Below are 16265 nucleotides of genomic sequence, written 5' to 3' on the forward strand. Positions count from 1 at the left end.
CCCTCACCGCCCGGGCGGTGAGGGCTCCTGCCGTTCGATCGGTGAAGCTCGCCGGTCAGGACTTGGGCACGATCACGTCGCGATCCTCGGCGAACGCCTCGGGACGCAGCGTCGACGGACCGGTGGGTGAGAACGAGTCCATCACGTAGGCCGTCTCCCCATGGACCGGGACGTCGATGCCCCGCATCTCCGTCTCGGTGTCGACCCGGATGCCCATGATCTTGTCGAGCGCCTTCGCGATCAGGAAGGTCACCGCGAACGAGTAGGCGAACACCGCGGCCATCGCGACGATCTGGCGTCCGAGGAAGTCGATCCCGCCGCCGAAGAACAGACCGTCGACACCGGCCGGCGCGGCGGCCGTCGCGACGAAGGCGATGAGGGTGGTGCCTACGACGCCGCCCATGAGGTGGATGGCAACGACGTCGAGTGAGTCGTCGTAGCCCATGCGGAACTTCCAGCGCACGGCGAAGCAGCCGACGGCACCGGAGACCACGCCGATCAGCAGGGCACCGAGCGGGGACACGAGGCTCGCTGCGGGCGTGATGCCCACGAGTGCGGCGATCACGCCCGAGATGGCACCGAGCGTCGTCGCGTGCTTCTCCTTGATGCGTTCGACGATCAGCCAGCCGAGCAGGCCGGCCATCGCGGCGACGAGCGTGTTGAGGACGACGACACCGGCCGTGTGGTTGGCGCCGCCCGCCGAACCGCCGTTGAAGCCGAACCAGCCGAACAGCAGGATTCCGCCACCGAGCACGACGAGGGGCAGGTTGTGGGGACGTGCCACGTGCGGGAATCCGCGGCGGCGACCGAGTGCGATGGCGAGTGCCAGCGCCGCGACACCCGAGTTCATGTGCACGGCGGTGCCGCCGGCGAAGTCGTGGGCGGCGAGCGTGTTGGCGATCCATCCGCCCTTCGTGCCCGCTTCCTCGTCGTCGAAGGCGAAGACCCAGTGCGCGACCGGGAAGTAGACGAGGACGACCCAGATGCCCGAGAACACCAGCCACGCCGAGAACTTCATCCGGTCCGCGACACCACCGGCGATGATCGCCACCGTGATGCCTGCGAAGAGGAGGTGGAAGGCCGCGGTCAGTGCGGCGGGCATCCCTCCGTCCGGGTCCTCCTCGAGCAGCGAGCCCAGACCGATGTCGGTGAAGGGATCGCCGATGAGGCCGAGGCCCCCGACGCTGTCACCGAGCACGGCGGCCGGACCGAACAGCACCCACAGGACGGCCGTGACGGCGAATCCACCGAACACCATCATGATCATGTTGAGCGCGCTCTTGACTCCGAGCATGCCGCTGTAGAACAGCGCCAGGCCCGGAACCATCAGTACGACTGCTGTGAACGCCGCCAAAACCCAGGCGGTATCGGCGGCCGCGAGTGCCTGTTCCATATAAGTCCACCCTGTTCGATCCCGGGGTTCACGACCCCTACGTCAGTCGGTGACCCACATTCATCACCGTCCCCTGAGAGTGGACCCACTCTGTAATGTCCCTGCGAGGCGCGGGTGAACTTCGTGTAACGCCACCGCAGTTCACCGGACGGGGATGCCGTTGCGTCCGGGCAGGCAGTATGGAGGACGAGACGCCGCATCCCGCGGTGTGCACAACCTGTGCCACCCGGGTATCCCTGCCCTGCCCGGGTTCCGCGGGAACGACGGCTCGAACCGCTGCACGCATCTGGGAGGTAGACGATGGGACGGGTCACGACACGTCGACCGGTACTGCGCATCACTGCGGACAGGGCGACGCGACGTCCCGACACCCTCGCCGTCGAGGAACCGCTCGAGATCAGGGTCGGCGGTGAGTCGCTCACCATCACGATGCGCACCCCCGGTCACGACGTCGATCTCGTCCACGGATTCCTGCTGGCCGAAGGGATGATCGGCAGTCGCGAGGACATCGCCGCCGTTCGCTACTGCGACGGGGTGGCCGAGAGCGGCGCCAACACCTACAACGTTCTCGACGTCGCCCTCGCGCCCGGCGTCACCGTCCCCGAAGGGACGGGGCGACGCGCATTCACGACGACCTCCGCGTGCGGGGTGTGCGGGAAGAACTCGCTCGACGAGGTGCGCACGCGCACGCGATATCCACTGAAGGATGCCGGCACCACCTCTATCGGAACGCACACCCTCACCGAACTGCCCGACACGCTGCGTCGGCACCAGCAGGTCTTCGAGTCGACCGGCGGTCTGCACGCGGCCGCACTGTTCACCCCCGACGGGGCGCTGCTGGCCCTGCGCGAGGACGTCGGCCGGCACAACGCCGTCGACAAGGTGATCGGCTGGGCCCTGACCGACAACCGGGTGCCGCTCTCGCACAGCGTGCTCATGGTGAGCGGACGCGCCTCGTTCGAACTCGTGCAGAAGGCGGTCATGGCCGGGATCCCCGTGCTCGCGGCGGTCTCGGCGCCGTCGTCGCTGGCCGTCGATCTCGCCGCGGAGTCCGACCTCACCCTCGTGGGCTTCCTCCGCGGCGACACGATGAACGTCTACACCGTCCCCGAACGCATCAAGACCGACTGATCGGCGGCATCAACCGCACGTGCCGTCCTGCGCCTCGCCCGCGCGTACTCCGTCGACGAACGCCCGCACGTCGTCGACGGACTCCTCGAGTACCGCTCGGTGATCGGCTCCGTCGTATACCCGATAGCTCAGGTCGGCTCCGTTGCCGCACAGCGCCGCGGTCACCTGATCGGTGACCGGACGCAGTACCAGCGCGTCGTCGCTTCCCTGCACGACGAGCGTCGGCACCCTCAGGGTGAGCGGTTCGACCTCCTGACCGGCGTAGTACTCACGGAGCGGTTCGAGGTCCGCATCCGGAGCGAACACCTGATCCACCGGTACCGTGCTCGCCACCTCGCGGATGTCGTCCATGCACCCGGTGCGCGCGGCGTCGAGCAAGGGGCGCGAGGCGTCGGTGAGCATCGCGTCGGCGTCGATGCTCGGGTCCGCCGCCTGCGCTCCGAGCAGCAGCACCGGCAGGAACCCGAGCGCCGGACCGATCGCGGGTCCGGCGGTCGCGTAGTACTCGGCCGTCTCACTCGTGCGACTGCCCGGGGCGAAGGCGACCGCGCCCTGCAGTTCGAGTTCAGGGGCGCGTTCCGTGCCACGAGCCGCCGCATACAGCGCGGCGTGCCCGCCCTGACTGTGTCCCATCGCGATCCATCGGGTGCCGATAGCCGGATCGAGTTGACGAGCGGCACGCACGATATCGACGACACTGTCGGCTGCGCTGTCTCCGTTCATGTAGGGATGTCCGCCCGGTGTGCCGAGGCCTTCGTAGTCGGTCTGGACCACGGCGTAACCGTCTGCGACCCACCGGTCGAGCATGGCAGTCGTCCTGCTGATGTAGGAGTGGGCGGGACCACCGGGGGTGTCGGCGGACGGCGCACAGGCGTCACCGACCCCGGTGGTGCCGTGCGCCCAGCTGATCACGGGCCAGCCTCCGGCGGGCGCTTCTCCCTCGGGGATCGCGACCGTGCCCGAAACGAGGGTGGGGCGCCGATCGGCACCATCGGACAGGTAGGTGATCAGATGCGTTCGCGACGCGCTGGGAAGCGCCGCCGTACCGGTGAGGGTGCGTTCGGTGACGAGGGAGCCGGGTCCCCCTGCAGTCTCCTCGGCGTCGTCGCCGGAGCCGGAGCAGGACGTGATGCCGAGCATCGACGCTGCGGCGAGTACTGCCATCACACGCCGGGAAGTACGGGAGAGCATGAATCCTCCGTTGGGATGTCAGTCCACGTTCGGCGCTCACTGCACGCCGTTGACGTGGCTACCGCCGTCGACGAACAGCGTGTTGCCTGTGGGATAGCGGGAGTCGTCGCTCGCGAGAAAGGCTGCGACCGCGCCGATGTCGTCGAGAGGGTCGCCGATGCGGCCCATCGGGTTCGCCGCGGCCTGCGTGGCGGCCATCTGTGGGTCGGCCGCCGCCACCCGTCGGTATGCCGCGCTCTGCACGCCGGGGCAGATCACGTTGCAGCACACCTGTTTCGGCGCCCATTCCCGAGCCGCAGTACGGTCGTGCTGCGCAGTGCCGAATTCGCGCACCGCGGCATCCACCATGGCGTGCACCTGTTCGCGGTCGGTGACGTCGGTCGGGACGAAATCCGCGGCCGATCCCCATCCCGGCGCCGGTGACGATCGCCACCCGCCCGTCCAACTTCCCCATGCCGTTCCTTTCCGATACGACGGCGTGTGCGGCGCAGGCCGTCAGCGAGGACGGGGAACCGTCCTGTCGATGAACAGCGCCTCCACGGACACGCACACCGTGCCGTCCGCGGTCCTGATCTCGCCGACCGTGTTGATCTTGCGGCCGTCCTGCTCGACCAGACGACCGGTGATCGTCAGCGGCTCGAACAGTGGGGTCGGCCGGTGGTACCGCACGTTGAGCTGTGCGGTGGCGCCGCTGCGCCCGGCCCAGGCGTTCGCCACACCCAGCGTGTGATCGAGCAGGAGGGCGGAGACTCCGCCGTGCACGTGCCCGGGCGGGCCCTGGTACGGGAAGGTCAGTTCGACGACGCCTTCCACCGATCCGTCTTCGCGACCGGCCAACACCAGCGGCGGAGCGAGCGCGTTCTCCGGACCGGTGACCGGATCGTGCCGGGTGACGCCCTCCCCGTGCCACATGTCGATCAGTCGCTCCCGCACTTCGGGAGCGTGTTCCTCGAGGTGCTCGGCGATATTGTCGAGCTCTTCGGCGACCCGCTCGAGATTCGCGTTGCCACGGTCGGTGCGCAGCAACGCGTCCACCACGCGCCGCGCGGCGGCGGTGGCGCGGTCGACGGCGGTGTCCTGCGGTGCCGAGGTCAGAACCGTACCGTCGGGCGCGTGTCCGACGACGGGGTGGGTGTCCGGGTCGACTCTCATCGAATCTCCATCGTGGCGTGGGTGAGCACCGGTTGCCCGTCGCGCTCGGGACATGTGGCGAGCAGGGTGAGGGTGTCGCCGTCTCGCCAGACCTCCGTCTCGATCGTCTCCCCGGGGTACAGCGTGCCGGCGAAGCGGACCGAGAACGACCGGACCCGGGTCGGGTCTCCACCGAGCACACCGTCGACGACGGCCTTGCACACGACACCGTACGAGGCGAGTCCGTGCAGGATCGGCCGATCGAAACCGGCTGTCTTCGCGAATTCGGGATCCGCGTGCAGCGGGTTCATGTCGGCACTGAGCCGGTACACCAGTGCCTGTTGCGTGCTCGTAGGTGACACCAGGGTCTTGTCGGCGTCCCGTTCCGGCACTGCGTTCGACACATGGGGCCCGGCGTCTCCGCCGAAGCCGCCCTCACCGCGCGCCCAGATCTGCATCGCACTGGTCCACAACGGGTTTCCGTCGGCATCCACTGCGGACTGTTCGAGCACGATCACGGCGGCCTTGCCCTTGTCCCACACATCGGAGATGCGAGACGAGACGGTCGCCGAACCCGAGATCGGGATCGGGGCGTGCACGGTGACGGACTGGCCACCGTGCAGGATCCTGCGCAGGTCGATGTCGATTCCCGGCAGGCTCAGTCCGGCCGGTGTCACCGCACCGGCAGAGACACCCTGACCAGCGACCATCGCGAAGGTCGGCAGGACCCGCAGGTCCTTCTCGTACACCCACCGCAGTTCGGCGGGATCGAGCGAGTCGACACCCGCACCCAGACCGAGGTGGTAGAGGATCACATCGCGTTCGGTCCACGAGGCATCGCGGACGGTGGGCGCAGCGGAGAGCGCGACATCGGTATCGATGGGCATGGGCGTCACTTTCCGGGTTCGGGATCGCGGGGCAGGCCGAGAAGCCTCTCACCGATGATGTTCAGCTGGACGTTGGTCGTCCCACCGGCAATGGACATGCACTGCACGTTGAGGAACATGTGGGTCGCCGAGGTTCGGTCCTGGTCGTCGAGCAACGACGCAGTACCGGCCCAGTCCATCGCGGTCTCCCAGACCTGTTGGAGGTGCTCGACGCCGAGGAGCTTGGCGACGGAGGACTCGGCACCCGGCTGTGCACCGGCCAGGGACCGCAGAGCGGTACGCAGACCCATGAGGCCACCGGACGCGGCATCGCCGAGAACCTTGCCGAGGACGGTGAGTTGTTCGTCGTCCGGCCCACCGGGCATACCGTTCGCGAGCGCCATGAGGGTCTCGCAGCCGGCACCGAAAGTCGAATCGTGCGAGAGGGAGACGCGTTCGTTCGCGAGGGTGGTACGGGCGAGCTTCCATCCGTCCCCGGGCTCGCCGACGAGGCACTCGTCGGGCACGAACACGCCGTCGAGGAACACCTCGTTGAACAGGGCTTCGCCGGTGATCTCCCGCAGCGGCCGGATGTCGAGCCCCTCGGTGTTCCTGATGTCGATCAGGAAGTAGGACAGGCCTTTGTGCTTGGGCGCTTCCGCGTCGGTGCGGGCGAGGCAGATGCCCCAGTCCGCGACCCGCGCCATCGACGTCCACACCTTCTGGCCATCGAGCCTCCATCCGCCGTCCACCTTGACGGCCTTGGTGGACAGGCCCGCAAGGTCGGACCCGGCGCCGGGCTCGGAGAAGAGCTGACACCACACGAGATCCCCGCGCAACGACTGCGGGACGAATCGCTCGATCTGCTCGGTACTGCCGTGCGCGATCAGGGTCGGCACCACCCAGTTGCCGATGATCATGTCGTGCGGTTCGAGTTCGGCGGCGCGCAGTTCCTCGGCGACGACGAGTTGCGTGACGGCGTCGGCGGCCTTCCCCCACGGTTCGGGCAGGTGGGGAGCGGTGTAGCCCTTCTCCGCCAGATACGCCTTCCGCGCTGCGTTCTCCAGCGACTTCGCCGGCTCGAGTTCGGCACGGACGTCGGCGCGGATCCGTTCCGCCTCGGGCGGAAGATCGACGCTCAGCACGCGGCGGGCACCGTCGAGCGTGAGGTGGGCGACCCGGCGCCGCCACGACGCCGTGGAGCCGAGCAGGATCCGGAGGGACTGCGCGCGGCGCATGTACAGGTGCGCGTCGTGCTCCCAGGTGTAGCCGATACCGCCGAGCACCTGGATGCAGTTCTTGGTGACCTGGAAGGCGGCCTCCGGGGCGATGGACGCGGCGACCGCCACGGCCAGCGACGCCTCGTCGTCCGGCACGTCCTCGCGCCGCGCTCGCGCTGCGTCCCAGGCCACGACCCGAGCCTGTTCGGTGAGGCAGAGCATCCGGGCGACGGTGTGCTTGACACCCTGGAACTGTCCGATGACACGGCCGAACTGCTTGCGGACCCGCGCATAGTCCGCGGCGGTGGTGGTCGCCCAGTCCGCGAGACCGGCGGCCTCGGCGGCGAACAAGGTCGCGGCGATATCGACGATCCGATGCGGGTCCGATCTCAGCACGTCCCCGTCGGACAACGTCAGGGCGCTCACGGTGATCTCGGCGTTGCGGCGGATCACGTCGTAGCTGGGCAGGTTCGTGACCTCGACCCGGTCGCGGGTCACGACGACGAATACCCGCTCACCACCGTCGTCGGCCGCGAGCAGGAACACATCCGCGACCTGGCCGCCGAGGGCGACACCGGAGGTTCCCGAGAGCGTGACGGAATCGCCGTCGCGCTCCACGCGCAGGTCCCCCGGCTGCAGGGCGACCGCACCGAACAGCGAACCGTCCGCGAGCCCGTCGAGTTCGCTGCGACGGCCGGCCTCGTCGAGGACTGCGGACACGATCACGGTCGGAAGGAACGGGCCCGGCACCATGGCCCGTCCGAGTTCTTCTGCGACGATCGCCGTTTCGAGTAGTCCGAAACCGGCGCCTCCGACCTCTTCGGGCAGGTGCAATCCCAGCATGCCGAGTTCGGCGAACGAGCTCCAGTACGTCGGGCGGGCTTCCGTCTTCGCTTCGACGGCCGTGCGGATCACGTCGGGTGTGGCGTGTCGCGCCGCCCAGCCGCGCACGGAATCGCGGAGTTCGCGGTCCTCGTCGCTCAATCCCAGAGTCATTACGGGTCCTTTGGGTAGAAGATGTCCGGCGTCAGATGCGCTCGATGATGGTGGCGGAGGCCATCGCGCCACCCGCACACATCGTGACCAGCGCCGTCGAACGGCCCGAACGCTCGAGTTCGTGCAGTGCACTGGTGATCAGTCGCGAGCCGGTGGAACCGACGGGATGACCGAGCGCGATGGCACCGCCGTTGACGTTGACCTTGCTCATGTCGGCCCCGTGGACCTGAGCCCAGGACAACACGACCGAAGCGAAGGCTTCGTTGATCTCGACGATGTCGATGTCGGACAAGGACATTCCGGTGCGTTCGAGTACCGCGCGAGTCGCGTCGATGGGGCCGTCGAGGTGGTAGTACGGGTCCGAACCGACGAGCGTCGACGCGACGATACGGGCACGTGGCCGCAGACCCGCCTCGCGCGCCTTGTCCTCGCTCATCAGCAGTACAGCGGCCGCGCCGTCGCTGACCTGGGAGGAGTTTCCGGCGGTGTGGATTCCGTTCTCGATGACCGGCCGGAGACCGGCGAGTCCTTCCGCGGTGGTGTCGCGAAGACCTCCGTCACGCGTCACGGTCGCGATCTCACCGGTGGGCTCGCCCTCCTTGGTCACGACCGGCGCCTGTACCGGGACGATCTCGCGATCGAACCGGCCTTCGGCCCACGCGGCCGCGGCGCGCTGCTGCGACTGGAGCCCCAGGGCGTCGACGTCGTCACGCTTGATGCCGCGCTTGTGGGCGATCCGTTCGGCGGAGGTGAACTGGTCACCCATGTCGATCGACCAGTCGTCCGGATAGGGGTTGCCGGTGCCCGGTGCGTTGGCCTGACCGAGGAACACGCGGCTCATCACCTCGACGCCGCATCCGATTCCCGCGTCGATCTGCCCGGACGCGATCAGTCCGGCCACCATGTGGACCGCCTGCTGCGACGAACTGCATGCGCAGTCGATGGTGGTCGCGGCGGTCGTGTACGGGAGACCTGCGTGGAGCCAGGCCTGGCGGGTCACGTTGTTGGACTGCTCCCCCGCTTGGGTCACGGCGCCCCCGACGAGCTGACCGACCTGGTCGGCAGGCAGTCCGGTGCGGTCGAGAACGGCCTTCTGGGCGGCACCGAGCAACACCGCGGGGTGGACCCCGACCAGCTGTCCGCGACGACGACCGATCGGTGTCCGCGCGGCCTCCACGATGACGACCTTGCTCATGCCCACTCCCAGCTCTCGAAGATATTGAAATTTATTCTAGTTACGGTGACCGCAGTTTCCCGCACGGTCCCACCGAGCGGGACGGGCCTTGCGGAATGCGGTCTTCGAGAATTGCCCGTCAGCGCGTACCGGCGGGCAGATCGACCAGCAGAAGGTCGCACGCGTCGCGCAGATCGGACTCGACCTCGGGGATCGATATCCGCCCGTTGAGCGCGGACTGGACGAGACCGAACCACAGCGCCACGACCAACCGCACGACGGTTGCGTCCCGCACCGTGGGTTCCGCGATACCCGCGGCGGCCAGGAACAGTCCGTCGAAGTGCTGGTCGATCTTCGCCACGTCGGGAATGGTGGCGGCGTTCGACGACGCGGCGGATCGGATCATCGCGTTCGCCAGCAACGGAGTGCGCACAAGCGCCCGGGTGGCCTGCAGCAACGCGTCGTAAACGACGTCGACAGGCGACGAGGACGACTGCGAGCGCCTGGAGAGGTGGATTCCCATCCGATCGATCCGATCCACCATGACCGCGACGAACAGATGGGTCTTGGACGGAAAGTAGCGGTAGAGGGTCCCGATGGCGACACCGGCGAGTTCGGCGACCTCCTGCATCCGGACGCGCTCGAGATCCTTCATCGCACCCAGATGCGCAGCAGCATCGATGATCCTGCCGTATCGCGCATGCTGTTCCGCCGAACTCGGTTCTGCGGCGTCCCGGGCCTCCGCAAGTCTGGGCATGCTCGGCTCCTCCCCTTCACGACCGGTGGCGCATCGACCACTGCCGGCGACGAACGTTCCAGGTGGGCACGTCTCGTATCCCGCCTGATCCCGGCCAGTGGGACCTGTCCCGTGGGTGGACCGACCACCACCCGAGACTAGAATGAATACTAATTCCGGCGCGGTGCACTGACGAACCGCCGCAATCGAACAGGAGACGTTCCATGGGTGAATCCGTAAGTCTGGCCGGGCGCGCGGCGGTCGTGACCGGCGCCGGGACCGGCCTGGGCCGCGCCGAAGCCCTCGCCCTCGCCGAGGCCGGTGCCGCCGTCGTCGTCAACGACATAGGCGACGCGGCGCACGAGGTGGCAGAGGAAATCGTCGCGTCGGGAGGCCAGGCCATCGCCGTCACCGGCGACGTGTCCGACTGGGCTCTCGGCGGTCGCCTCGTCGAGGACTCGGTCAAGGCATTCGGGTCCTTCGACATCCTCGTCAACAACGCGGGCATCATCCGCGACAAGATGATCTTCAACCTCACCGAGTCCGACTGGGACGACGTGATCCGAGTGCACCTCAAGGGCCATGCCGCCACCTCACATGCGGCGGCGGTGCACTGGCGTCAGGCGAGCAAGGCTGCGGGTGGACCGGTCTACGGCCGCGTCGTCAACACCTCGTCGGAGGCCTTCCTCTTCGGTTCCGCCGGACAGCCGAACTATTCCGCTGCGAAGGCAGGCATCACGGCTCTGACACTGTCCACGGCGCAGGGGCTGGCGCGATACGGCGTCACCGCGAATGCGATCTGCCCCCGCGCACGCACCGCGATGACCGCTGAGGCCTTCGGCGAGGCCGGCGCCACGACCGGACTCGATCCCCTGGCGCCGGAGCGCGTGGCCACCCTCGTGCGTTACCTCGCCTCACCGGCGTCCTCGGAGATCACCGGACAGGTGTTCGTGGTGTACGGCAAGATGGTCGCGCTCATGGCCGCACCCACCGTCGAGAACCGCTTCGACGCCGCCGGTTCGGCATTCACGGTCGAGGAACTCGACGAGCAGCTCTCGTCGTACTTCACCGGCCGCGGCCCGTACGAGACCTACGCCGCCTACAGCATCGCGGAACTCGAGAAGGCCGCGCTGGCCGTCGACTGATCGCTTGACACCGGACCCACGAAGGGAGCACGCCATGAGGCTTGCAGACAAGGTTGCGATCGTCACCGGTGGCGCCGGAGGGATCGGGCGCGGCATCGTCAGAGCATTCGTGGACGAGGGTGCCCGCGTCCTGTTCGTCGACATCGACCGGCCCGCGGGTGAAGCCCTCGAAGCCGAGGTCGGCGAAGCCGGGAAATTCCTGTACGCGGACATCTCCGACGAGTCGAGCGCCGAGACGATCGTCGCGGACGCCGTCGAGCATTTCGGAAAGCTCGACGTGCTCGTCAACAACGCGCACGCGTCCCGGCAGGCGCCACTGCTCGAGACCACACAGGAGATGCTCGACCTGTCGTTCGGCACGGGCTTCTATCCGACCTTCCGATTGATGAAGGCAGCGCACGCCCAGCTCGCCGCGAACAAGGGGTCGGTGATCAACTTCGCGTCGGGAGCCGGGATCGACGGGAGCGCCACGCAGAGTTCGTACGCCGCTGCGAAGGAAGCGATCCGGGCGATCAGCCGGGTCGCGGCGAACGAATGGGCCGCGGAGGACATCAATGTCAACGTCATCTCGCCTCTGGCACTGACCGAGGGCGTCGAGGCGTACATCGCGGCCAACCCCGGCGTCGAGGAGGCGCTACTGGCGAAGACCCCGATGCACCGCTTCGGTGACCCGCAGGCCGATATCGGCCGTGTCGCGGTCTTTCTGGCCAGTGAGGATGCGTCCTACATGACGGGCCAGACACTCATGGTCGACGGCGGGACCATCACACTGCGCTGATCCACCGACGGACCGGATTCGACCGCCAACGACGACGAGCGCCTCGGCACTTTCGTGCCGAGGCGCTCGTGCAGTTCCGAAGGGTCTTCGGAATCAGGCGGTCTTGTCGCGCCGTTCCCGATCGGTCTTGCGCGGCACGATCGTCGGAAGGACGTTGTCGTTGACGGTCTCGGCGGTGACCACGACCTTGGCGACGTCGTCGCGGCTGGGGATGTCGTACATCACGGGCAGGAGCACCTCCTCCATGATGGCGCGGAGCCCGCGGGCGCCGGTGCCACGGAGGATCGCCTGGTCGGCGATCGCTTCGAGTCCGTCCTGGGAGAACTCGAGTTCGACGCCGTCCATCTCGAACAGGCGAACGTACTGCTTGACCAGAGCGTTCTTCGGCTCCGACAGGATCTGGACGAGTGATTCCTTGTCGAGATTGGTCACCGACGCGAGGATCGGCAGGCGACCGATGAACTCCGGGATCAGGCCGAACTTGATGAGGTCCTCGGGCATGACGTCGGCGAAGTGGTCGGTGGTGTCGATTTCGGCCTTCGACCGAACCTCGGCGCCGAAGCCGATGCCGCGCTTGCCGACGCGGTCGGAGACGATCTTCTCGAGACCCGCGAATGCACCCGCCACGATGAACAGCACGTTCGTGGTGTCGATCTGGATGAACTCCTGGTGCGGATGCTTGCGACCACCCTGCGGCGGGACGGATGCCTGGGTGCCTTCGAGGATCTTCAGCAGCGCCTGCTGCACGCCCTCGCCCGACACGTCGCGAGTGATCGACGGGTTCTCGCTCTTGCGGGCGATCTTGTCGACCTCGTCGATGTAGATGATGCCGGTCTCGGCGCGCTTGACGTCGTAGTCGGCGGCCTGGATGAGCTTGAGGAGGATGTTCTCGACGTCCTCACCGACGTAGCCGGCCTCCGTCAGTGCGGTGGCGTCGGCGATGGCGAAGGGCACGTTGAGCATCTTCGCGAGCGTCTGCGCGAGGTAGGTCTTGCCACAACCGGTGGGGCCGAGAAGCAGGATGTTGGACTTCGCGAGTTCGACCGTCTCACCGCGGGAGTCGCGACCCTTGTCGCCGGCCTGGATGCGCTTGTAGTGGTTGTAGACCGCCACGGCCAGCGTGCGCTTGGCGTCGTCCTGGCCGATCACGTAGTTGTCGAGGAAGTCGCGGATCTCGGCCGGCTTGGGCAGCTCGTCGAGCTTGACCTCGCTGGTCTCGGCCAGCTCCTCCTCGATGATCTCGTTGCAGAGATCGATGCACTCGTCGCAGATGTAGACACCGGGGCCCGCAATGAGCTTCTTGACCTGCTTCTGGCTCTTTCCGCAGAAGGAGCACTTGAGCAGATCTCCGCCGTCACCGATACGTGCCATCAGTCAGGTCCCTACTTCCTCGTGTGCGTGCAACCGGTCCCGCAACCACCACACGGGGCGGTCCCGGGGAGCGGGCCCTTTGATCGACCGTACCCGGATGTCGGCGCGCAGGTCGACCGGTTCTGCGCGTTTCCGGTCATATTTGTACACCACAACATGTGTCGGCGATCACAGTCCCGGCGTCGGTGGTTCCGGAAGGCACCGTGCCTTCCGGAACCGCCTGCGACGTTCTACTTCTGGGCCGAGAGCTTGCGGTACTCGAGGACCCGGTCGATCAGACCGTATTCGACGGCCTGCTCCGCCGTGAGGATCTTGTCCCGATCGGTGTCCTTGCGGATCTGCTCGGGATCCTTACCGGTGTGCTTCGAGAGCGTGTTCTCCATGAGGGTACGCATGCGCTCGATCTCGGCGGCCTGGATCTCGAGGTCGGAGACCTGTCCCTGGATGCCACCCGTCGCGGGCTGGTGGATGAGCACGCGAGCGTTGGGCAGCGCCAGACGCTTGCCGGGGGTGCCGGCGGCGAGCAGGACGGCCGCGGCGGATGCCGCCTGCCCGAGGCACACCGTGGTGATGTCGGCGCGGACGTACTGCATGGTGTCGTAGATCGCCATGAGCGAGGTGAACGAACCACCCGGCGAGTTGATGTACATGGTGATGTCGCGGTCGGGATCGAGCGACTCGAGCACCAGCAGCTGGGCCATCACGTCGTTGGCGGACGCGTCGTCGACCTGGACGCCGAGGAAGATGATGCGCTCTTCGAACAGCTTGTTGTACGGGTTGGATTCCTTGACGCCGTAGCTCGAGTGCTCGATGAACGACGGGAGGATGTAGCGGCTCGCGGGCGAGGCAGGAGCGGCGCCGCCGAGCTGGCGCGGATCGAACATGTTGGTCATCGCTTCTCCAAGAATTCGGTGGTGTGAGGGCAGATCGGGCCGGGACCTAGTTGGCGGTGCCGCCGGCCTGCTGCGCCCGGGAGACGACGTGGTCGACGAAGCCGTATTCGAGCGCCTGCTGCGCCGTGAACCAGCGGTCGCGGTCGGAGTCCTTGGTGATCTGCTCCACCGACTGGCCCGTGTGCTCCGCGATGAGCTCGGCCATCTCTCGCTTGGTGTGTGCGAACTGCTCCGCCATGATCGCGATGTCGCTCGCCGTACCACCGATGCCTGCGGACGGCTGGTGCATCATGATCCGCGCGTGCGGGAGTGCGTAACGCTTGCCCTTGGTACCGGCGGAGAGCAGGAACTGACCCATCGAGGCGGCGAGACCCATCGCGAAGGTCGCGACATCGCACTCGACGAACTTCATCGTGTCGTAGATCGCCATACCGGCGGTGACCGAACCGCCCGGTGAGTTGATGTACAGGGAGATGTCGCGGGTGGGGTCCTCGGCCGACAGCAGAAGGATCTGCGCGCACAGCTTGTTCGCGATGTCGTCGTCGACCTGGGTGCCCAGGAAGATGATGCGCTCGCGGAGCAGGCGTTCGTACACCGAGTCGCTGAGGTTCAGCCCAGCCGTGGCCGAGGTCATCGCGGGACCGATGGATGTCGCCGGATTCTGAGGAGTCACGGGTACCTGCCTTCTCGTCGATCGTGGGTTGCTGACACTGACACTAACGAAACGGGGCGGCACCGGATGCCCGGTGCCGCCCCTCTTCGCTGAAAGCGGAAATTCGTGCCCCTGGGGTTTCGAATCTCCGCGGGTCGCCCGACTACTCGGAGGCCGAGTCCTCGGTGGTCTCCGCCTCGGCGTTCTCGCCCTCGGCGTCATCGTCCTTCTTGGTGCCGAACAGCTCGGCGGTGTCGACGGTCGCACCCGTGGTGTCGGTCACGTTGGCGCGATCGACGACGGTGCCGAGCGCCTTGCCGCGGCGGACGTCGGCGAAGACGGCACCGAGCTGGTTGGCCTGGCTGATCTGCTGGATGAACTGCTCCGGCGGGATGCCGTAGCGCTGCGCCTGGAAGAAGATGCGCTCGGTCAGCTCCTGCTGCTCGACCGTGGTGTTCTCCGCCTCGGCGATCGCGTCGAGGAGCAGCTGGGTCTTCACCGAACGCTCGGCGGACTCGCGTGCTTCCTTGTCGAACTCCTCGCGGCTCGAACCCTGGGCCTCGAGCAGCTCGTTCAGCTTGGTCTCGTCGTGATCGAGCTCGTGGATGGCGTCGTGCAGCGCGCTGTCGACCTCGGCCTGGACGGCAGCCTCGGGAACCGGGATGTCGACGGTCTCGAGGAGAACCTCGAGGACCTTGTCGCGGATCTGGCCGGCCTGCTCGACCTGCTTGACGCGCTGGACGCGCTCGCGGAGGTCGGCCTCGAGCTCGCCGATGGTGTCGAACTCGCTCGCGAGCTGCGCGAACTCGTCGTCGGCCTCGGGCAGCTCGCGCTGCTTGACGGTGTTGACCTTGACGGTGACGACGGCTTCCTTACCGGCGTACTCGCCGGCGACCAGCGTGGAGGTGAACTCCTTCGACTCGCCGGCGGACAGGCCGATGATCGCCTCGTCGAGTCCGTCGATGAGCTGGCCGGAGCCGACCTCGTGCGACAGGCCCTCGGTGGCGGCCTCGGGAACCTCGTTGCCGTCGACCGTCGCGGACAGGTCGATGGAGACGAAGTCGCCGTCCTGCACCGGACGCTCGACACCCGTCAGGGTGCCGAAGCGCTGACGCAGCGACAGAAGCTGCTCGGCGATGTCCTCGTCGGTGATCTCGACGGGATCGACGGTGACGGCGATCTCGGAGAAATCGGGGAGGGTGATCTCGGGACGCACGTCGACCTCGGCGGTGAACGCCAGCTCGACGTTGTCCTCGAGCTTGGTGACGTCGATCTCGGGCTGGCTGATGACCTTGACGTCGTTCGCGGTAACAGCTTCGCTGTAGCGGCTCTGGATGGCCTCGTTGATGACCTGGTCCAGGACGGCTCCGCGGCCGACGCGGGCCTCGAGGATCTTGCGAGGTGCCTTACCGGGGCGGAAGCCCGGGATGCGGACCTGGCCGGCGAGGGCCTTGAAAGCGCGGTCGAAATCAGGCTGGAGCTCCTCGAAGGGCACCTCAACATTGATACGGACTCGCGTCGGGCTCAGCTGCTCGACGGTGCTCTTCACGGACATGCTCCTTCTGTCGTGCTCTCTTGTCGGTCGTTC

The 16265-nt window shown here is 67.3% G+C and carries 14 protein-coding genes and 1 pseudogene; 3 read left to right on the forward strand and 12 right to left on the reverse strand.

The window, feature by feature from the left end; genetic code table 11:
* Window positions 1-55: 55 nt before the first annotated feature.
* Window positions 56-1393, reverse strand: coding sequence for an ammonium transporter (locus tag NVV99_RS03860; RefSeq protein WP_024100580.1), 1338 nt, complete (start codon window positions 1391-1393; stop codon window positions 56-58).
* A gap of 300 nt (window positions 1394-1693) precedes the next feature.
* On the opposite strand from NVV99_RS03860, the gene fdhD reads away from it, so the two are divergent.
* The gene (gene fdhD, locus NVV99_RS03865; RefSeq protein ID WP_024100579.1) at window positions 1694-2524 is read left to right on the forward strand and encodes a formate dehydrogenase accessory sulfurtransferase FdhD; all 831 of its coding nucleotides are present in this window, start codon (window positions 1694-1696) and stop codon (window positions 2522-2524) included.
* Between the two features lie 9 nt (window positions 2525-2533).
* Here fdhD and NVV99_RS03870 read toward each other — a convergent pair whose 3' ends face one another.
* The 7 genes and pseudogenes from NVV99_RS03870 to NVV99_RS03900 all read right to left on the reverse strand — a co-directional run bounded on the left by NVV99_RS03870 (window position 2534) and on the right by NVV99_RS03900 (window position 9859).
* The gene (locus tag NVV99_RS03870; protein ID WP_071934762.1) at window positions 2534-3715 is read right to left on the reverse strand and encodes a S9 family peptidase; all 1182 of its coding nucleotides are present in this window, start codon (window positions 3713-3715) and stop codon (window positions 2534-2536) included.
* 36 nt (window positions 3716-3751) lie between these two features.
* Window positions 3752-4169 (reverse strand): annotated as a pseudogene (locus tag NVV99_RS03875) (SDR family NAD(P)-dependent oxidoreductase).
* A 41-nt stretch (window positions 4170-4210) separates the two neighbouring features.
* Window positions 4211-4867: a PaaI family thioesterase gene (locus NVV99_RS03880; RefSeq protein WP_016691875.1), complete on the reverse strand. Its 657-nt coding sequence runs from the start codon at window positions 4865-4867 to the stop codon at window positions 4211-4213.
* On the reverse strand, window positions 4864-5733 hold the full coding sequence (locus NVV99_RS03885; RefSeq protein ID WP_024100576.1) for a MaoC/PaaZ C-terminal domain-containing protein: 870 nt from the start codon (window positions 5731-5733) through the stop codon (window positions 4864-4866). The genes NVV99_RS03880 and NVV99_RS03885 overlap by 4 nt, the downstream gene beginning before the upstream one ends.
* A 5-nt stretch (window positions 5734-5738) precedes the next feature.
* Window positions 5739-7928, reverse strand: coding sequence for an acyl-CoA dehydrogenase (locus NVV99_RS03890; RefSeq protein ID WP_016691873.1), 2190 nt, complete (start codon window positions 7926-7928; stop codon window positions 5739-5741).
* A 31-nt stretch (window positions 7929-7959) separates the two neighbouring features.
* Window positions 7960-9123, reverse strand: coding sequence for a steroid 3-ketoacyl-CoA thiolase (locus tag NVV99_RS03895; RefSeq protein WP_260782752.1), 1164 nt, complete (start codon window positions 9121-9123; stop codon window positions 7960-7962).
* Window positions 9124-9241: 118 nt separating this feature from the next.
* Complete coding sequence (locus NVV99_RS03900; RefSeq protein ID WP_260782753.1) at window positions 9242-9859, reverse strand: TetR family transcriptional regulator; 618 nt, start codon at window positions 9857-9859, stop codon at window positions 9242-9244.
* 203 nt (window positions 9860-10062) lie between these two features.
* On the opposite strand from NVV99_RS03900, the gene NVV99_RS03905 reads away from it, so the two are divergent.
* Together NVV99_RS03905 and NVV99_RS03910 are read left to right on the forward strand one after the other, a co-directional pair.
* Window positions 10063-10983: a 3-oxoacyl-ACP reductase gene (locus NVV99_RS03905; RefSeq protein WP_260782754.1), complete on the forward strand. Its 921-nt coding sequence runs from the start codon at window positions 10063-10065 to the stop codon at window positions 10981-10983.
* Window positions 10984-11017: 34 nt separating this feature from the next.
* Window positions 11018-11761: an SDR family NAD(P)-dependent oxidoreductase gene (locus tag NVV99_RS03910; protein WP_019289045.1), complete on the forward strand. Its 744-nt coding sequence runs from the start codon at window positions 11018-11020 to the stop codon at window positions 11759-11761.
* Between the two features lie 93 nt (window positions 11762-11854).
* On the opposite strand, the gene clpX is transcribed toward NVV99_RS03910, so the two are convergent.
* The 4 genes from clpX to tig form a co-directional block, all read right to left on the reverse strand.
* Complete coding sequence (gene clpX / locus NVV99_RS03915) at window positions 11855-13132, reverse strand: ATP-dependent Clp protease ATP-binding subunit ClpX (protein ID WP_006551142.1); 1278 nt, start codon at window positions 13130-13132, stop codon at window positions 11855-11857.
* A 230-nt stretch (window positions 13133-13362) separates the two neighbouring features.
* Window positions 13363-14025 (reverse strand): ATP-dependent Clp protease proteolytic subunit, encoded by a 663-nt coding sequence (locus tag NVV99_RS03920; protein ID WP_016691867.1) that lies wholly within the window; start codon window positions 14023-14025, stop codon window positions 13363-13365.
* A 46-nt stretch (window positions 14026-14071) separates the two neighbouring features.
* The gene (locus NVV99_RS03925) at window positions 14072-14698 is read right to left on the reverse strand and encodes an ATP-dependent Clp protease proteolytic subunit (RefSeq protein ID WP_016691866.1); all 627 of its coding nucleotides are present in this window, start codon (window positions 14696-14698) and stop codon (window positions 14072-14074) included.
* A 142-nt stretch (window positions 14699-14840) separates the two neighbouring features.
* A complete protein-coding gene (gene tig, locus NVV99_RS03930) occupies window positions 14841-16226 on the reverse strand; it encodes a trigger factor (protein ID WP_346772272.1) in 1386 nt (461 codons plus the stop codon).
* Window positions 16227-16265: the final 39 nt, after the last annotated feature.

The sequence above is a fragment of the Rhodococcus sp. PAE-6 genome, from assembly GCF_025290685.1.
In the GTDB taxonomy this organism is placed as follows: domain Bacteria; phylum Actinomycetota; class Actinomycetes; order Mycobacteriales; family Mycobacteriaceae; genus Rhodococcus; species Rhodococcus pyridinivorans.